The following is a 17,691-nucleotide window of genomic DNA, read 5'->3' on the forward strand; positions in this document are numbered from 1 at the left end:
TTAGAACAGCACTTTGGTGTTCTAAGGTTTTTTTATAGTTACATGAAATTGGGTTGGGTATTCAATTTTACGAAAAATGTATTCACGTTGTATTTATATTATGATGATAATAGATAGAATGGAGGGCGAAGATTATGAAGACTAGGAAACAAGGTAATGCGATTGTTTTAACTGTACCTACTAAATTTGGCATAGAAGAAAATGTTGAGTATAGTGCTGTTAAGGGAGAAGACGATACAATCACGTTTATAAAAAAGAAAAAAATATTTTTGATGAAGCATTTGAAAATGATAAAACAATTGATGCAAGTGCTGGTTTTCCTGAGGATTCACTGGTAGGAAAGGAAATTATTTAATGGCATATACTATTAATGGCTATACGCCTAAACAAGGCGATTTTGTGATTATTAATTTCAATCCCAGTATAGGTAGAGAGATTAAAAAAAGAAGACCTGCAATTGTTGTCAGTGCGAACCATTATAATGCAGTAACAGGAATGTGTGCGGTTTGTCCAATTACTGATACGAAATATAAAAACCATATTGCATTAGATAAGAGGCATAAACTACAAGGATATATCAATCCTTTTTAAATCAAAACATTTGATTTTATGGAAAAGCAGAGAAATATACGCTTCGTAGAGAAAGCCACTCTGGCTGAATTAGGTGAAGTGGCGCAAATCATTGATATGGTGTTTGATTTTTCGTCATTATTGTCAGAGTGAGTAGCAACTCATTTATTTATAGTTTATGTAGAACTGTACATACCAGAAGATTCAGTCAATGACTATCTATCTGAATTTCAAATAAAAAAACACCACCAAATCAAGAATTTATTTCTTGAACTGGTGGTGTTTTCAACTATTTAAAAATAGAAATCCATTGGGTTCAATATGGATTCTCTATGTTCGTCATCTTGAATGCTTTGCCGCAGGGTCTAAACGGCGTTCGATGATCCCCAAGACCCAGTCGGTGATGATTGCCATGAAGGCTGTTGGCAAGGCTCCGGCTAAGATGATCGACGTACCATCTGTGGCATTTGTCCCACGAATGATGATGTCTCCTAGTCCGCCAGCTCCGACGAAGGCACCGATGGCGGTGATCCCGATGGCAACGACTAAAGCATTTCTAATGCCTGCCATAATGACTGACACAGATAGCGGTAGTTCTACCATAAAGAGACGTTGGCTGGCTGTCATCCCCATCCCTTTACCGACATCAAGGATATTTTTGTCGACTTGGATCATCCCAGTGTACGTGTTCTTGATGATCGGCAATAGCGAATACAAGAACACCGTGACGATCACGACATTGACCCCTAAACCTAAACCAATCATCAAAATCGAAACCATCGCTAAAGAAGGAATCGTTTGGATGATATTTGTAAAACGGATCACCCAATTGGCTAACTTACGTTTTCGTGAAATGAGAATACCAACGGGGATACCGACGATTGCTGCAAAAAGTACGCCATAGATCGAAATGAGAAAGTGACGTAGGAACTGTGAAAAGACATACGTACCATTCTCTTGAAAATAATAAATAAATTGTTCAAGCCAATTCATGTTTTCCATCATCGTCACTCCCCTCCAAAGTATTGGTTTTCTTTTAAAAAGCGTTCTGCGACGACAGAAGGCTCAACCAAATTATTGTCTGCTTCATAGTTCAATTGTTGCATTTTTTCAGTGCTGATCGTATTACTTAATTTTGTTAATGCTTCTGCTAAACCCGGCGTATCTTTTAATAGTTGATTATCTACAACCGGTGCAGCGTCATAAGGTGGGAAAAAACTCAAGTCATCTTCTAGCATGACTAGATCATAACTAGCAATACGTCCGTCTGTCGAATAACCTAAAACGATATCCATTCTCCCAGCTTCTACAGCGTCATAGACTAGACCGATCTGCATAGGCAAGATGGAATCAAATGAAAAGCCATATGTTTCTTTGAAGCCGTCATAGCCATCTCCTTTACGATTGATCCAGGAAGTATCCACTCCAGCGACAAGTTCATCGGCGACATTTTTCAGGTCACTGACTTTCTTTAAATTGTATTTTTCCGCAGTATCTTTGCGAACAAGAAAAACGTAGGTGTTCTCGAACCCATAAGAAGGAAACCAGGTTTGATCATACCTTTTTTCAAATTCACGTTTTACGATATCAAATGCTTTTTCAGGATCTTTCTCAGGCGGTAAATTAAGGGTAGTAGTCAAATCCGTCCCTGTATAGCGAGCGGCAGAAATAGACGCGTCGCCGTTCATCATTGCTTGATGATTGATCGTCGTCGTTGCTAAGTTATTGATGATCGTCGTATTTTTTTCCGTATAGTGTTCAACCATCCCAGCAACGATACTGGCAATGATCTGAGCTTCAGAAGTGATCCCACCGGTGATAGAAATCGTATCTTCATCAGTATTACTTGCCAATCCTGGGAAGGAGCAACTTGCAAGTAATAAGACGGTCAATACGAGAACGACACTATTTCTGATTCGTTTCATTCGTCATTCTCCTCCCTCAATGCGATCGGAGTTAACCGATTCTCCAATAGTCCTAATAAGAAATCTGCAAGCAATGCTAAGATCGTTACAGGGATCGTTCCAGCGAAAATCAAATCGGGTTGATAATTATTCAAACCGCTAAAAATCAAATCGCCTAGCCCGCCTGCGCCGATGTAAGAGGCGAGGGTTGCCCATGCAATCACATAGACTGCTGCTAACCGGATACCTGCCATGATCGTCGGCATAGCGATCGGCAATTCGACAGAAAAAATCGATTGGATATTTGTCATTCCCATGCCTTTTGCGACATCGCGGTAATTCCAATCCACATTTTTCATCCCAATATAGGTATTTCTTAAAATAGGTAAAAGGGAATAGATAAATAGGGCAATGATTGCAGGCAATTTACCGACACCGAATAAAGGAATCATAAGTGCTAATAGGGCAAGAGAAGGGACTGTTTGTAACGCACTGGTCAGTCCAATAACAATCGTTGCGACTTTAGGAAAACGCGTCAAAAGAACACCTAAAGGAACAGCAACGGCAATCCCGATGACCAATGCAATTGCTGAAATATAGAGATGTTCGAAACTTTTTGAGAGGATCTCAGCGCCATGTTGTTGAAAAAATTCGGCCATTGGTTAAACCTCCTTTGTTTCAGATGGCGTACCAATTGCATCAGTAAGCGATGGTTCTTCGCCCCAGATCACGTCATAGACGATGTCGACAAGAGAGGCTCGAGTTAAAATACCAACGACTTTATTTTGTTCATCAACTACTGGCACATATTTTAAACCACGTTTTAAGATTCGTTGTAAGGTATCACGTAAATAAGCAGATTGTTTTACATAAAAAACATCCTTGTTCAAGATATCGCCAACACTCGAGACTTTTCCACGTTTCTTATCGATTGTTTCAACATCGATAAATCCTTTTAAGGTATTTGAATTATCCGTCACTAAAAGCGTATCGACGCGTTTTTCACGCATCAATTTGATGGCTTCTTGCAATGATTTTTCTGGCGTGATCGTGATGGCTTGGTTCAGCATGACTTCGCCTACTTTTGTGGTATCTGGTTTGGCTTGAAGTAAGCGATCTTCACCGATCAATTCTTCGACAAATTCATTGGCAGGGTGGCGTAAAATATTTTGTGGCGTATCAAATTGAATGACTCTACCTTCACTCATGATCGCGATACGACTGGATAATTTGATTGCTTCATCCATATCATGTGTCACGAAGACGATGGTTTTTCCTAGACGTTCTTGCAGATCCTTGACTAAATCTTGTAAGGAATCTCTTGTGATAGGGTCTAATGCTCCAAAAGGTTCATCCATCAAAATGATGTCTTGATTCGCCGCTAACGCGCGAACGACACCGATACGCTGCTGTTGACCACCAGATAATTCATGTGGGTAACGATCAAGCATTTCACGAGGAAGTTCCACCAGGTCGATCATTTTATCTGCTGTTTTGTTCCGTTCTTCTTGGCTGACCTTCAATAATTTTTGGACAAGAGTGATATTTTCCCGGATCGTCATGTGAGGCATCAAACCGATACTTTGAATCACATAGCCGATTTGTCGTCGGAGTTCAACGGGATTGATTTCTTGGATCGACTTTCCATCAATCAAAATCTGACCTTCTGTCGGGTCCGTCATGCGGTTAAGCATTCGCATCGTAGTGGTTTTTCCGCTACCACTTGTACCGATAAAACAGATGAATTCGCCTTTTTCAAAAGAAATATTGACGTTCTCGACCGCGACTTTTCCACCTTTATAAATTTTTGATACATTCTGAAATTCGATCATCATTGCACCTCTTCTTTTCTTTTCCATAAAGAATGTTCTTATAATAGTATGCCTAAAATAACTAAGGAATACAAATTTGATGATTTATTTACTATACAAATAACTAGACTAGTAGGCGTTTTTTGAAATTATAAATAAAATATAGCTGAAAAGATAACGCAACCAATCATAAATGAATGGAAGGATAAGATTTTTGCTTTTTGGCATTGTCGGCATAAAATGGTAAAATAAAAGGGCCAAACAGAGAAAGTGAGTGACGATATGTTAACAACAGAAGATTTCGATTTTGAGTTACCCGAAGAACTGATTGCCCAAACACCATTAAAAGACCGGGATCATTCCCGATTACTTGTAGTTGACCGTAAGACAGGTGGGATGATGGATAAACATTTCCATGAAATCATTGAGGAATTAAATCCTGGTGATGCGTTAGTGATGAATAATACACGCGTATTGCCTGCGCGCTTATACGGTGAAAAAGTAGAGACGGGTGCCCACTTAGAAGTATTGCTTTTGACCAATACAGAAGGTGACACGTGGGAGACACTGATCAAACCAGCCAAACGTGCCAAAGTAGGGACAGAGATCATTTTTGGTGACGGCCGTTTAAAAGCAGTTGTGAAAGAAGAGCTGGATCATGGTGGACGAATCATTGAGTTTGCCTATGAGGGGATTTTCTTAGAGAATCTAGAAGCGCTTGGCGAAATGCCGTTACCGCCTTATATCAAAGAACGTTTAGAAGATCCAGATCGCTATCAAACTGTCTATGCAGAAGAGAATGGCTCAGCAGCTGCACCAACTGCTGGCTTACATTTCACGACAGAATTATTAGATGAAATCAAAGCAAAAGGCGTGGAGCTTGTGTATTTGACACTGCATGTCGGTCTAGGAACCTTCCGTCCAGTGAGTGTCGATAAAATCGAAGAGCATGAAATGCACAGTGAATTTTATCGTTTGACCGAAGAAGCTGCTACTCGTTTGAATCAAGTTCGCCAAAATGGCGGGAAAATCGTGGCAGTAGGAACGACTTCAATCCGCACATTAGAAACGATTGGTACGAAATTTGATGGGGAGATCAAAGCAGATAGTGGTTGGACTGATATCTTTATTACGCCAGGGTATGAGTTCAAAGTAGTTGAAGCTTTTTCTACGAATTTCCATTTGCCAAAATCCACTTTAGTGATGCTAGTCAGTGCGTTTGCTGGTAGAGAATTAACATTATCAGTTTATCAACATGCCATCGATGAACGTTACCGTTTCTTCAGTTTTGGAGATGCGATGTTTGTAAAGTAACTTTTTAAGATAAAAAAGACCCCGACTCTCGATTAGTCGGGGCTTTTGTGCTTCGGAAGGAAACAAATAAATAGAATTAGTGTAACTTTCCATAGAACATGCAAAGTACGGTGTTGAATTTCTTCTTGATAAACAAAAAATCTTGTTTTCTTTACATCTTCAACAGTTGAATCATCTCTTGTTCCTATTCAATTTTCAGATGTTCATGTTATTTAATTGTTACGTATCCCACTACTTCTTTTTTTGAACGATTTTCGTTTCAAACAATCATACGCATTCGCTATTTATAATGGTTACTTCACATGCTCGTTAAGGTGAAACTTGTACTTCTAACAACTTTGTTTGCTTATACTACTCTATCGAGAAATTCTTCTATCTATTTGTCTTTTCCTCCTTCCTTATGGTTAAATCATACCACGTTTTGGTAGCGTTTGCAATTGATATGTATTGATTATTTTAAAATATTTCTCTTCATATGTATATATGCGATATAGTTGAATTAATTAAAAAAATGATGTTATACTAAAATAGTGCGTTATACATAACGTATGATTTTTAAAGGAGGTATAGGATGGATAGTTACAAAAAAACAATAGAAGAAATAGCAGAAGAAACAAAAGTAGATATAGATCAAGGCTTGTCGATGACTGAAGCAAAAGAAAGAAGTCAAAAACAAGGCAAAAATCAATTCGAAGAAGCCCCCAAAGAATCACTCTTCAAAAAATTTATACGAAGTCTTTCAGATTTCACCACGATTGTTTTGTTAGTTGCCGCAGTCATTTCATTTTACACCGCATTTGCAACTGAACATGGAGACCTGTTCGAAGGACTCTTGATCATTGCGATTGTTATCATCAATTCAGTTCTAGCGATTGTTCAAGAAGGAAATGCAGAAAAAGCATTAGAATCCCTACAAGATATGAATAAACAAACCGCTACGGTCCTCAGAGATGGTAAAGTAGAAAAAGTAGATGCTGAGAATCTAGTTGTCGGGGATGTGCTGGTATTAGAAGCAGGATCAGCGATTGCTGCGGATGCTCGCTTAGTTGAAACATCACAATTACGTGTAGAAGAATCAGCTCTAACCGGTGAAAGTGAGGCTGTCGAAAAAGACGCAGGTTACATAAGTCAAGAAGATGACTCTCTCGGTGACCAATTGAACATGGTCTTTAAAGGTTGTACCGTTGCTGCTGGTCGTGGGAAAGCGATCGTCACAGCGATTGGTATGCAGACCGAAATGGGAAAAATCGCCGGATTATTAAATGACCATACAATGCAGAAAACACCACTACAAGTCCGTTTGAATCAATTAGGGAAGCGAATCAGTGTGATTGCATTAGCAGCTGCTGCCTTAGTCTTTTTGATTGGTGAACTTCAAGGGGAACCGTTACTTGAAATGTTCATGACTTCGATTTCCTTAGCTGTTGCCGCAGTACCAGAAACATTAACTGTTATCGTTACATTGACACTTGCTTATGGTGTACAGAAAATGGCGAAAAAACATGCGATTATTCGTCAGCTGCCAGCTGTTGAAACGCTCGGTACTGCGAATGTCATCTGTTCGGATAAAACCGGTACACTGACACAAAACCGGATGCGCGTACGTCGTGTGTGGAGTAAAGAAGATGAGGTAACAGATGTCGAAGATTCAATGACAAATAGCGCGATGGAAATTTTAAAAATGGCTGCATTATGTACAGATGTGACGGTTGAAAAAGAGGACGATGAATTGATCGTCAAAGGTAATCCAACGGAAGCAGCAATTGTACGTGCAGTTGAGGAAAACTATCATACAAAAGAAGAATTAGAAGAAAAATACCCAAGGGTTGACGAACTTCCATTCGACTCTGATCGAAAAATGATGACGACTGTCCATAAAATGGGTGATAAGTATATCTCTATCACTAAAGGCGCATTTGATGTCTTAGCACCAAAATTTACGTCTGGAGACGTTGAACAAGCAGAAGTGGTCAACGACCGTTTTGGGAAACGTGCCTTACGTGTAATTGCAGTAGGTTATCGAACGTATGACGAAAAACCACAAGAAATCACTTCAGAAGCTTTAGAAAAAGATCTACGTTTGATTGGCTTGATCGGTATGATCGATCCGCCGCGTCCTGAAAGTAAAGGTGCTATCAAGCGTGCGAAAAAAGCTGGTATCAAAACAGTGATGATCACTGGGGATCATGTCGTCACTGCCAGTGCGATTGCCAAAGAATTGGGAATTTTGACCAATAGTAACGAAGCTCTTTCAGGTGCGGAACTCCGTGCGTTATCTGATGAAGAGTTGGATGATCGAGTAAAAGATTTATCCGTTTATGCTCGCGTAACCCCAGAAGATAAAATCCGAATCGTCAAATCATGGCAACGAACAGGTGCTGTGGTCGCAATGACAGGTGATGGTGTGAACGATGCGCCAGCATTGAAAGCGAGTGACGTTGGATGTGCGATGGGGATCACCGGTACAGATGTAGCGCAAAGTGCCGCTGACATGATTTTGACCGATGACAACTTCGCTACGATCGTAGATGCAGTTAGCCAAGGACGTTCCGTTTATCAAAATATTCGAAAAGCGATCAACTTCTTATTAAGCTGTAATATCTCTGAGATTTTTATCGTATTGATTGCGATGTTAGTTGGTTGGGGGGCACCATTTACAGCCGTTCAACTGTTGTTCGTAAACGTTGTTGCTGATGGACTACCTGGTTTCGCTCTAGGAAGAGAACCAGCAGAGGAAGGGATCATGAATGAAGCACCAATTCCTAAAAATGAAGGAATTTTCGCTCGTGGTCTAATGAAGAAAATTGCCATCAATGCAGGAATATTTACGGTAGTCACTTTATTTGGTTACTACTTAGGAAGCTTCGTCGATACGATCAGCCCTTGGGTTGATGCTAGTCAAGAAGTTGGCCAAACCGTTGCATTTCTAGTATTGGCTTACTCTTCGATCATTCATGTCTTTAATGTTCGTAGTAGTCAATCGATTTTCAAAGTGAACTTAGCAACGAATAAATCGTTAGTGGAAATGGCGATTCTTTCCCTTCTTATCACGTCAGCAGTCGCTTTATTACCATTCACGCAAGAATTATTTGGGTTAGTTCATATTAGTTTGAATCATTGGTTCTTAGTAGGAATCTTGTCGCTCATACCGATTGGGGTCAATGAATTGATCAAGTTCCACCAATTGCCAGATGAGGAAGAGACAGTAGAAGCACCAGAATCTGAAATGTAAAAAAATAAACACCAAAAAAGGATTGGAGATTTTCCAATCCTTTTTATTATGGTGAAAAAGCTGATTAAACTTGTTTTGGTAATTGTTCGTAAAAAGCAGCTTTAGTTGCAGTGATGTATGGATTCAACCATAGATAACCGATACCGACTGTGGCAATTGCTAAGATGTGCCATCCGATAAACGATAAGTCTAACCAGAATAATTTTCCTTTGTAGCCATCCATCAATTTACGGCTTGCTGTAATCGTATCAAGGATTTTTGGTTTTTCACCTGTTTCTGTTACGACATCATAGTAAATGAAATAACTTTGAGAATAGGCATACCCTTTGATGATCCCAGGAATGACTAAAAGCAATGCCCATAACGTAGTGAAAATTGTTGTCACTATTGCTAACAATAGAACGCCACCGAAGAATACGCCTGAAAAACCTCGGAAAGCATCTTTGAATGGTTCGATCGTTGTTCGTTTCCCACGGATAATGTCTAAATAGGTCCAAGAAATCCCACTCATGAATAATGCACTGATGATCGTAGAAACGATCCCTCCACCTGAACTACTGCTACTTGAGCCATTCACCATTTCTTGTATTGAACTACTGTCTTGCATCGATGCAATCAGTAAAGCGGTAGGCAAAGCTAAAATAAGAATAATAGCAATTGTGATCAATGTTGGAATCAGATTCAACAAAATTGCTTGCCCCCAGCGTCCCTTTAAGCTATCTTTTGCTTGTTTTTTTAGTTCCCCAGAAGATACCATACACTTCACTCCTTTTTTTGATACCCTTAGTATATCAAAGAAGGGCCGAATTAGCTCAGGGATTACTCTTTCATTATTGAAAGGTTCGCAAAAAAAGCAGGTTAAAAAGAACTATAAAAAAAGAGAAGCTCTTGCAAAAAGTAGTTGAAAAGATTATGATGGTGGGAGTTGCAAACGCGATTCTATAAAAGAAAGTAGGGAATTGAATGACAGAACCTGCCATTCGTTATCGTTTAATAAAAAAAGAAAAACATACAGGCGCCCGCCTTGGTGAATTGATTACTCCCCATGGAACTTTTCCAACGCCGATGTTTATGCCTGTGGGTACACTAGCTACCGTTAAAACTATGTCGCCGGAAGAACTAAAAGAAATGGGTGCAGGCGTGATTTTGAGTAATACCTATCATTTATGGCTTCGTCCTGGAGAAGATTTGGTCGAAGAAGCAGGTGGCTTGCATAAATTTATGAATTGGGACCAGCCGATTTTAACTGATTCTGGTGGATTTCAAGTCTTCTCATTAAGTGATATGCGTAACATCGTTGAAGAAGGTGTGCATTTCAAAAACCACTTGAACGGCTCAAAAATGTTCTTGTCTCCTGAAAAAGCCATCAACATCCAAAATAAATTAGGTTCTGATATCATGATGAGTTTTGATGAATGTCCTCCATTTGATGAGAGCTATGATTATGTGAAAAAATCAGTTGAACGAACTTCTCGTTGGGCAGAACGTGGATTGAAAGCTCATGCGAATCCAGATCGTCAAGGATTATTTGGTATCATCCAAGGAGCTGGTTTTGAAGATTTACGTAAACAAAGTGCGAAAGACTTAATCAGTATGGATTTCCCTGGGTATTCCATCGGAGGTTTATCTGTCGGTGAACCAAAAGCTGAGATGAACCGTGTCTTAGAATTTACGACGCCATTGATCCCAGATCATAAGCCACGTTATTTGATGGGGGTAGGAGCTGCGGATTCATTGATTGATGGCGTGATTCGTGGAGTCGATATGTTCGACTGTGTTCTACCAACCCGAATCGCTCGTAACGGAACATGTATGACATCGCGAGGACGATTAGTCGTAAAAAATGCGCAATATGCCCGGGACTTCCGTCCAATCGATGAAAAATGTGATTGCTATACTTGTAAAAATTATACGAGAGCATATATTCGTCACTTGATCAAATGTGATGAAACATTTGGCATCCGTTTAACGTCTTATCACAATCTATACTTCTTATTAAACTTGATGAAACAAGTTCGACAAGCGATTATGGATGATAACTTATTAGAGTTTCGTGCAGCCTTTTTCGAAGAGTATGGGTTCAATAAAGAAAACGCAAAAAGTTTCTAGCAGGATTTGTGAAATTTAGTTAAAAAACTAGTTTCTAGCGCCTTTTTCTGCTAAAGTGTTTAGTGTAGATATTTAGTTAGTGAGGTGAAAAAAATGGGTTCATTACCAATGTTAGTGATGTTCGTTGCCCTATTAGGGATGTGGTTCTTTATGTCACGTACACAAAAGAAACAACAACAAGAACGTCAAAACTTGCTTGATAGTATGAAAGCTGGCGATGAAGTAGTCACGATCGGTGGACTTCATGGCGTAGTCTCAGAAATCGACGAGACAAATCGTACAGTTGTTTTAGACTGCGAAGGGATCTTTTTAGAATACGATCGAGCAGCCATCAAAACGGTAAAACCAGGTACAGGCGCGATGACAAGCACACCAATCGCACCAGTAGAAGAACCGACAGAACCAGAAGTAATTGAAACTGTTGAAGTTCCAGAAACACCTGAAGAGAAAAAAGAAGAAAAAGAATTATAGACACCGGTTGTTTGCCACGCGTGGGCTAAATGTATACGGAGTTCGATCATTCTTTATCAAAAAGACTGTCGTCATTCCTATCTCGTATAGAGATAAGAAGGCGATCAGTCTTTTTTGTGTGACTTTGCTAAATAAATCACATCTGCCATTATGGAGCGGTCACTCGATAATCTCTCTTGTGGAACGGACTGTTTCTAAAGAAAAATATAACTGTGAAAAAAATCACAAAAAAGTATTTACATCGAAAAAAAAGTGTTGTATGATGTGTATGTGAAATAATTAACAAATAACCATGACTCAGTAGGAGGAACATAATGGCTAAAATAATGGAAAAAGAAGAGACAAAAACTGTTGATGTACAAGCGATGATCGACGATTTAGCGACAAAAGCAAATGTTGCGTTGAAAGAAATGGAAAGTTTTGATCAAGAAAAAGTAGATCACATTGTGCATGAAATGGCAATGGCTGCATTAGATCAGCACATGCCTCTAGCAAAAATGGCTGTCGAAGAAACTGGCCGTGGCATCTATGAAGATAAAGCAATCAAAAATATGTATGCTTCAGAATATATTTGGAACAGTATCAAATATGACAAAACTGTCGGAGTAATCAATGAAGACACTCAAAAAGGATTGATTGAGATTGCTGAACCAGTCGGCGTCGTTTGTGGCGTAACACCAACAACAAACCCAACTTCAACAACAATCTTTAAATCAATGATCGCTTTGAAAACCAGAAACCCAATCGTTTTTGCTTTCCATCCAAGCGCTCAAAAATGTTCCGCTGAGGCAGCAAGAGTCGTTCGTGATGCAGCCATCGCAGCAGGTGCGCCAGAAAACTGTATCCAATGGATCGAGCATCCATCGATCGATGCGACTTCAATGTTGATGAACCACCCAGGAATTGCAATCGTATTAGCAACTGGTGGCGCAGGCATGGTAAAATCCGCTTATTCAACTGGTAAACCAGCTTTAGGTGTTGGACCGGGTAACGTTCCTGCATATATCGAAAAAACAGCAAAAGTAAAACGTGCAGTGAATGACTTGATCGTATCAAAAACATTCGATAACGGCATGATTTGTGCTTCTGAGCAAGCAGTCATCGTAGATAAAGAAATCTATGCAGCCGTAAAAGCAGAATTCCAAGCTCACCAAGTGTACTTCGTCAAACCAGCAGAGCTTTCAAAATTAGAAGATGCTGTCATGAATGAAGGTAAATACGCTGTAAATCCTGCAATCGTGGGACATTCAGCAATGGATATTGCAAAATTAGCAGGGATCAATGTACCAGAAGGAACCAAATTATTAGTGGCAGAATTAGAAGGCGTAGGGCCTGATTATCCACTTTCACGTGAGAAACTTTCACCGGTTTTAGCAATGGTCAAATCAAACAGTACAGAACATGCTTTCGAATTATGTGAAGGAATGTTGAACCTTGGTGGATTAGGGCATACAGCTGTCATCCATTCAGAAAACGAAGAGTTGCATGTTCAATTTGGACTACGCATGAAAGCTTGCCGTATCTTAGTCAACACACCATCAGCAGAAGGCGGAATCGGAAATATCTACAACGAAATGATTCCATCATTGACACTAGGTTGTGGTTCATACGGAAAGAATTCTGTTTCAAGAAACGTATCAGCAGTCAACTTAATCAACGTCAAAACTGTAGCGAAACGGAGAAATAACATGCAATGGTTCAAATTACCACCAAAAATCTTTTTTGAAAAGAATTCTTTGCTTTACTTGGAAAAAATGGAAAACGTTGAACGTGTCATGATCGTTTGTGACCCAGGTATGGTCCAATTCGGCTACTGTGACACTGTAAGAGAAGTATTAGCACGTCGTAAAAATGATGTGAAAATCGAGATCTTTTCAGATGTTGAACCAAACCCTTCAACAAATACAGTTTACGCTGGTACAAAAATGATGGCGGACTTCAAACCAGATACAGTGATCGCTCTTGGGGGCGGATCAGCAATGGATGCGGCGAAAGGCATGTGGATGTTCTATGAGCACCCAGATACTTCATTCTTTGGCGCAAAACAAAAATTCTTAGATATCCGTAAACGTACGTATAAAATCGACAAACCTGAAAAAACACAGTTTGTATGTATCCCAACAACATCAGGAACTGGTTCAGAAGTGACACCATTCGCAGTAATCACAGATAGCGAAACACATGTGAAATATCCATTAGCTGACTACGCATTGACACCAGATGTGGCAATCGTTGATCCACAATTTGTGATGTCAGTTCCCGCTTCTGTTACAGCGGATACAGGTATGGATGTATTGACACATGCTATCGAATCTTATGTCTCTGTGATGGCTTCTGATTACACTCGTGGGTTGAGTTTACAAGCAATCAAATTAGTCTTTGACTACTTGGAAAAATCAGTGAAAACACCAGATATGGAATCACGCGAAAAAATGCATAATGCGTCAACAATGGCTGGTATGGCCTTTGCCAATGCCTTCTTAGGAATTTGTCACTCAGTTGCGCATAAAATCGGTGGAGAATACGGTATCCCTCATGGACGTACAAATGCGATCCTATTGCCGCATATCATCCGCTATAATGCGAAAGATCCACAAAAACATGCGATGTTCCCTAAATATGACTACTTCCGTGCGGATACAGACTACGCGGATATCGCGAAGTTCTTAGGTTTGAAAGGGAAAACAACAGCAGAGCTTGTAGAAGCATTGGCAACAGCTGTTAGCGACTTAGGAAAATCTGTTGGTATCGACATGAGCTTGAGAGCGCAAGGCGTGACGCAAGAAACATTAGACACAACAGTTGATCGCATGGCTGAATTAGCGTATGAAGATCAATGTACAACAGCCAATCCAAAAGAACCATTGATCAGTGAGTTGAAACAAATCATTATCGACGCATATAATGCGTAATTCATAACTAAAAGTTGTCCCAACAACGAATCAAGCATGAGAGAATCTTCTCACTTGGTTCGTTGTTTTTTCTTTTTAAGATAATGTCTATCAAGCGATACACCAGAAGAATTTCCGGAAATAATTTTTGTAGAATCGCTCAATATGTTGTTAGAAGAGAAAAATGTCGTAGCTTTTTTTTCTAATATCTAAAAAAAGAAGTATTAGATAACTCGAATAATAGGTATTTTGATGAATATGCTATGCTACTATTTTTCTATAAAAAAGGAGATGAGATCTTGAAGAAATATATTGTTACTTTGTTGATTGCGTGTGTCGTTTCTCTTGGACTATCCTTTCTTTTGGAACGAGAAATCTTACGTAACATTGGCATTGGGTTACTTTTGATCGGAATTGCACTTTCTGGCACAGCAGTTTCAGGGGATCGCATGCGAGCGAATCAGGAAAATAGCGAGTTGGGTTTTCGTAAGAACTACTTTTGGTTTCCTTTACTTGCATGTTTGCCATTTTTTATGGTGTATACATTTTTATAAACGGTTGATTTTGAAGCCATGACGAGCGGTAGGCGTCATGGTTTTTCTTTTGATAGGGCTCTTTTTTACAGAAAACCCATTAATAATCTCGTTATGTCAATTTTAGATAGTTTTTGTTCAAATGATGCTATTTATTGAGAAAGCGTTTACTGATATATTAACAGCATAGAATGAAAGCGTTTAAAAAGGAGAGGGGAAATTGATTATTAAAGAGGAACTATTTGTACAGAAAGAAGTTGTAGAAGGAACGATTGACCGATTAGTGGAGAATTTGACGACGATCAACGATGATTCAGGTGAATTTTTATTGGATTTTGATGGGTTAAAGGTGGATGACAAAAGTTGGTCTATTTGGAACTGGCCACAAGGTGTAGGGCTATACGGTATCTATAAAAATTATCAGTTGACTAAAAATCCTCGTGCGGCGGAAGTGGTGAAGGAATGGTTTGAAGCACGGATGCAAGAAGGCGCACCGCCGAAGAACGTCAATACGATGGCACCAATCCTCACGATGGCGTATTTATATGAGGAGACAGGTGATACACGCTACTTGCCTTACTTGAAGCAATGGGCGGAATGGGTCATGAATGATATGCCTCGGACAGAGGAAGACGGATTACAGCACGCTACATATGGACCGGAAAATAAGAATCAATTGTGGGATGACACCTTGATGATGACGGTTTTGCCATTAGCCAAAATCGGTAAGCTCCTAGATCGTCCAGAATACCTAGAGGAAGCCAGATACCAATTTATGATCCACATCAAATATTTGATGGATAAACGTACAGGTCTTTGGTACCACGGGTGGACCTTTGAAGGTAATCATAATTATGCGGAAGCATTTTGGGGAAGGGGAAATTGTTGGTTGACGATTGCGATTCCTGAAATCATCGCGATTCTGGAACTAAAAGAAGGAGATGCTTTCCGTAAATTATTAATAGAAACGCTAGAAGCCCAAGTGCAAACCTTAGCAGATCAGCAATCAGAAAGTGGCTTATGGCATACCTTGATCGATGATCCAACCTCATACTTAGAATCATCTGCGACAGCAGGTTTTGCTTACGGTATTTTAAAAGCAGTGCATGAGCGCTACTTGCCAAAGAAATATTTAGAAACCGCCTATCGTGCGATCCAAGGGTTGCTTGAGCAAGTAGATGAAACTGGCGAAGTTCAAAATGTTTCGGTAGGTACAGGGATGGGCGATGATTTAGAGTTTTACCGTACGATTGGCAAGACAGCGATGCCTTATGGCCAATCGTTACTTGTATTATGTCTGACAGAATTACTTGTGTCGTATTGTTGATAGAAAGGAGAAAAAAATGAAAAAAACACTTGCTTTTGCTTTTTGTTTACTGGGAATCATCGGTTTGAGTGGTTGTAGTAGTCAGTCAAGTGTTGGTGTTGTCGCAAATGCAGAGGAAGAAGCAACGATCACTTTACGTTTTGCTTATGCCAGTAATAGTCAGCCAGTCATTGATGCAATGAATAAATTCGGAGAGTTAGTAGAAGAAAAAACAGCTGGCTCAGTCAAAGTAAAATATTTTCCTGATGGTCAATTGGGGGGAGAACGTGAATTGATCGAACTGACTCAATCAGGTGCGATTGATTTTACGAAAGTCAGTGCTTCTGCGTTAGAAAGTTTCTCTAAAGTCTATTCGATTTTTTCAGTTCCTTACTTGTTCAATGATGAGCAACATTTCTTCAATGTCATGGAGAACGAAGAGATCATGCCACCCATTTATCAATCAACGACAGATTTAGGTTTTTCTGGTCTCACCTATTATGATTCAGGGCAACGTAGTTTTTATATGGTCGATGGCCCGATCCACACACCGGATGATCTAAAAGGGAAAAAAATCCGCGTGATGCAAAGTGAAACGGCCATTAGAATGGTGGAACTACTAGGTGGATCACCTGTGCCGATGGGCAGTGACGAAGTATATACTTCGCTACAGTCAAACTTGATCAACGGATCAGAGAACAATGAATTTGTTTTGTATACAGCCGGGCATGGTGGTGTAGCCAAGTATTATTCCTATGATGAGCATACACGAGTGCCGGATATCATCATCATGAACGATGCGATCAAAGAACGTTTGACTGCTGAGCAACAACAAGCAATCGAAGAAGCGGCGAAAGCATCAACGATTTTTGAAATCGAAGCATTCGCTCAAGCAATCGAAGAAGAAAAAAGAGTGGCAACGGAAGAATATGGCGTCCAGTTCAATGAAGTGGACAATACGCCATTTCGTGAAGCAGTCGCACCGTTGCATGACGAATTCAAAAATCATCCGGATTTTCAGACGCTTTACCGAATGATCCAAGAAGAAGGGGTGTAATCGATGAAAAAAGGAATCAGTCGGCTGTTAGAATTTCTAGGAGCATGTCTGTTGATCGGTATGATCATCATTGTCTTGTGGCAAGTATTCTCGCGAACGATTTTGGGTAATCCAAATACTGTAACAGAAGAATTAGTGCGTTTTGGATTAGTCTGGTTTGCGATGCTATCTTCCGCTTATGTAGTGGGTCAAAAAGGGCACTTAGCAGTTACACTGTTAAGTGAGAAACTGACTGGTAAGAAAGCGAATGTATTGGAGATCGTCGTTCAGTGTCTTTTTCTGGCTTTTGCAATCACGATCATGGTTTATGGTGGTTGGAATGCTGTGACATTGACGATGGGGCAAATTTCCCCTTCATTAGGGATTCCGATGGGCTATGTCTATTTATCGGTGCCGGTCTCAGGTGTTTTGATCATTATCTACAGTTTGATCAATTTGATTGAAGCAATGAATAGGAAGTCTGTCGTTCAGGAAAAGGGATAGGAGGAATTTG

Annotated in this window: 15 protein-coding genes and 1 pseudogene; 11 read left to right on the forward strand and 5 right to left on the reverse strand. The window is 39.8% G+C overall.

Features of this window, described 5'->3' with window-relative positions; all coding sequences use genetic code 11:
* The first annotated feature begins 134 nt into the window (after nt 1–134).
* Both mazE and IGJ49_RS01030 read left to right on the forward strand, forming a co-directional pair.
* A pseudogene (mazE, locus tag IGJ49_RS01025) lies at nt 135–355 on the forward strand (type II toxin-antitoxin system PemI/MazE family antitoxin).
* The gene (locus IGJ49_RS01030) at nt 355–591 is read left to right on the forward strand and encodes a type II toxin-antitoxin system PemK/MazF family toxin (RefSeq protein ID WP_010736600.1); all 237 of its coding nucleotides are present in this window, start codon (nt 355–357) and stop codon (nt 589–591) included. The pseudogene mazE and the gene IGJ49_RS01030 overlap by 1 nt, the downstream one beginning before the upstream one ends.
* Nucleotides 592–909: 318 nt before the next feature.
* On the opposite strand, the gene IGJ49_RS01035 is transcribed toward IGJ49_RS01030, so the two are convergent.
* From IGJ49_RS01035 to IGJ49_RS01050, 4 genes are read right to left on the reverse strand one after another with little or no spacing between them, the layout of a single operon-like run.
* Nucleotides 910–1,572, reverse strand: coding sequence for an ABC transporter permease (locus tag IGJ49_RS01035; protein ID WP_062806264.1), 663 nt, complete (start codon nt 1,570–1,572; stop codon nt 910–912).
* Between the two features lie 5 nt (nt 1,573–1,577).
* Nucleotides 1,578–2,495: an osmoprotectant ABC transporter substrate-binding protein gene (locus IGJ49_RS01040; protein ID WP_023518952.1), complete on the reverse strand. Its 918-nt coding sequence runs from the start codon at nt 2,493–2,495 to the stop codon at nt 1,578–1,580.
* Nucleotides 2,492–3,133 carry an ABC transporter permease gene (locus IGJ49_RS01045; RefSeq protein WP_375152639.1) on the reverse strand — a complete coding sequence of 214 codons (642 nt, stop codon included), beginning with the start codon at nt 3,131–3,133 and terminating at the stop codon, nt 2,492–2,494. The genes IGJ49_RS01040 and IGJ49_RS01045 overlap by 4 nt, the downstream gene beginning before the upstream one ends.
* 3 nt (nt 3,134–3,136) lie before the next feature.
* Nucleotides 3,137–4,306 carry a betaine/proline/choline family ABC transporter ATP-binding protein gene (locus tag IGJ49_RS01050; protein WP_023518953.1) on the reverse strand — a complete coding sequence of 390 codons (1,170 nt, stop codon included), beginning with the start codon at nt 4,304–4,306 and terminating at the stop codon, nt 3,137–3,139.
* A 261-nt stretch (nt 4,307–4,567) separates the two neighbouring features.
* Here IGJ49_RS01050 and queA point away from each other — a divergent pair, with 261 nt between their 5' ends.
* Together queA and IGJ49_RS01060 are read left to right on the forward strand one after the other, a co-directional pair.
* Nucleotides 4,568–5,599: a tRNA preQ1(34) S-adenosylmethionine ribosyltransferase-isomerase QueA gene (gene queA, locus IGJ49_RS01055; RefSeq protein WP_438722189.1), complete on the forward strand. Its 1,032-nt coding sequence runs from the start codon at nt 4,568–4,570 to the stop codon at nt 5,597–5,599.
* Nucleotides 5,600–6,170: 571 nt separating this feature from the next.
* Entirely contained in the window at nt 6,171–8,831 is a 2,661-nt protein-coding gene (locus IGJ49_RS01060) for a calcium-translocating P-type ATPase, PMCA-type (RefSeq protein WP_010736593.1), read from the forward strand.
* 64 nt (nt 8,832–8,895) lie between these two features.
* On the opposite strand, the gene IGJ49_RS01065 is transcribed toward IGJ49_RS01060, so the two are convergent.
* A complete protein-coding gene (locus IGJ49_RS01065; RefSeq protein ID WP_438722190.1) occupies nt 8,896–9,588 on the reverse strand; it encodes a DUF975 family protein in 693 nt (230 codons plus the stop codon).
* A gap of 206 nt (nt 9,589–9,794) precedes the next feature.
* Between IGJ49_RS01065 and tgt the strand changes: the two genes are divergently transcribed.
* From tgt to IGJ49_RS01100, 7 genes are all read left to right on the forward strand, one after another.
* Entirely contained in the window at nt 9,795–10,940 is a 1,146-nt protein-coding gene (tgt, locus tag IGJ49_RS01070) for a tRNA guanosine(34) transglycosylase Tgt (protein WP_438722191.1), read from the forward strand.
* 93 nt (nt 10,941–11,033) lie between these two features.
* On the forward strand, nt 11,034–11,411 hold the full coding sequence (gene yajC, locus IGJ49_RS01075; protein ID WP_010736590.1) for a preprotein translocase subunit YajC: 378 nt from the start codon (nt 11,034–11,036) through the stop codon (nt 11,409–11,411).
* Between the two features lie 314 nt (nt 11,412–11,725).
* A complete protein-coding gene (gene adhE, locus IGJ49_RS01080; protein WP_019722420.1) occupies nt 11,726–14,323 on the forward strand; it encodes a bifunctional acetaldehyde-CoA/alcohol dehydrogenase in 2,598 nt (865 codons plus the stop codon).
* Between the two features lie 278 nt (nt 14,324–14,601).
* Nucleotides 14,602–14,856, forward strand: a complete 255-nt coding sequence (locus IGJ49_RS01085; protein WP_010736588.1) for a hypothetical protein — start codon at nt 14,602–14,604, stop codon at nt 14,854–14,856.
* 199 nt (nt 14,857–15,055) lie between these two features.
* Nucleotides 15,056–16,162, forward strand: coding sequence for a beta-galactosidase BglB (gene bglB, locus IGJ49_RS01090; RefSeq protein WP_010736587.1), 1,107 nt, complete (start codon nt 15,056–15,058; stop codon nt 16,160–16,162).
* Between the two features lie 16 nt (nt 16,163–16,178).
* On the forward strand, nt 16,179–17,198 hold the full coding sequence (locus IGJ49_RS01095; RefSeq protein WP_010736586.1) for a TRAP transporter substrate-binding protein: 1,020 nt from the start codon (nt 16,179–16,181) through the stop codon (nt 17,196–17,198).
* Between the two features lie 3 nt (nt 17,199–17,201).
* Nucleotides 17,202–17,681 carry a TRAP transporter small permease gene (locus IGJ49_RS01100; protein WP_010736585.1) on the forward strand — a complete coding sequence of 160 codons (480 nt, stop codon included), beginning with the start codon at nt 17,202–17,204 and terminating at the stop codon, nt 17,679–17,681.
* Nucleotides 17,682–17,691 lie beyond the last annotated feature (10 nt).

This window comes from Enterococcus sp. AZ171 (genome assembly GCF_051714005.1).
Taxonomy (GTDB): Bacteria; Bacillota; Bacilli; order Lactobacillales; family Enterococcaceae; genus Enterococcus_B; species Enterococcus_B pernyi.

Coding starts and splice junctions, on each gene's coding strand:
- queA (WP_438722189.1), top strand. CDS start 4,568: ATGTTAACAACAGAAGATTTCGATTTTGAGTTACCCGAAGAACTGATT.
- IGJ49_RS01100 (WP_010736585.1), top strand. CDS start 17,202: ATGAAAAAAGGAATCAGTCGGCTGTTAGAATTTCTAGGAGCATGTCTG.
- IGJ49_RS01045 (WP_375152639.1), bottom strand. CDS start 3,133: ATGGCCGAATTTTTTCAACAACATGGCGCTGAGATCCTCTCAAAAAGT.
- IGJ49_RS01040 (WP_023518952.1), bottom strand. CDS start 2,495: ATGAAACGAATCAGAAATAGTGTCGTTCTCGTATTGACCGTCTTATTA.
- IGJ49_RS01065 (WP_438722190.1), bottom strand. CDS start 9,588: ATGGTATCTTCTGGGGAACTAAAAAAACAAGCAAAAGATAGCTTAAAG.
- IGJ49_RS01095 (WP_010736586.1), top strand. CDS start 16,179: ATGAAAAAAACACTTGCTTTTGCTTTTTGTTTACTGGGAATCATCGGT.
- yajC (WP_010736590.1), top strand. CDS start 11,034: ATGGGTTCATTACCAATGTTAGTGATGTTCGTTGCCCTATTAGGGATG.
- tgt (WP_438722191.1), top strand. CDS start 9,795: ATGACAGAACCTGCCATTCGTTATCGTTTAATAAAAAAAGAAAAACAT.
- IGJ49_RS01050 (WP_023518953.1), bottom strand. CDS start 4,306: ATGATCGAATTTCAGAATGTATCAAAAATTTATAAAGGTGGAAAAGTC.
- adhE (WP_019722420.1), top strand. CDS start 11,726: ATGGCTAAAATAATGGAAAAAGAAGAGACAAAAACTGTTGATGTACAA.
- IGJ49_RS01030 (WP_010736600.1), top strand. CDS start 355: ATGGCATATACTATTAATGGCTATACGCCTAAACAAGGCGATTTTGTG.
- IGJ49_RS01060 (WP_010736593.1), top strand. CDS start 6,171: ATGGATAGTTACAAAAAAACAATAGAAGAAATAGCAGAAGAAACAAAA.
- IGJ49_RS01035 (WP_062806264.1), bottom strand. CDS start 1,572: ATGGAAAACATGAATTGGCTTGAACAATTTATTTATTATTTTCAAGAG.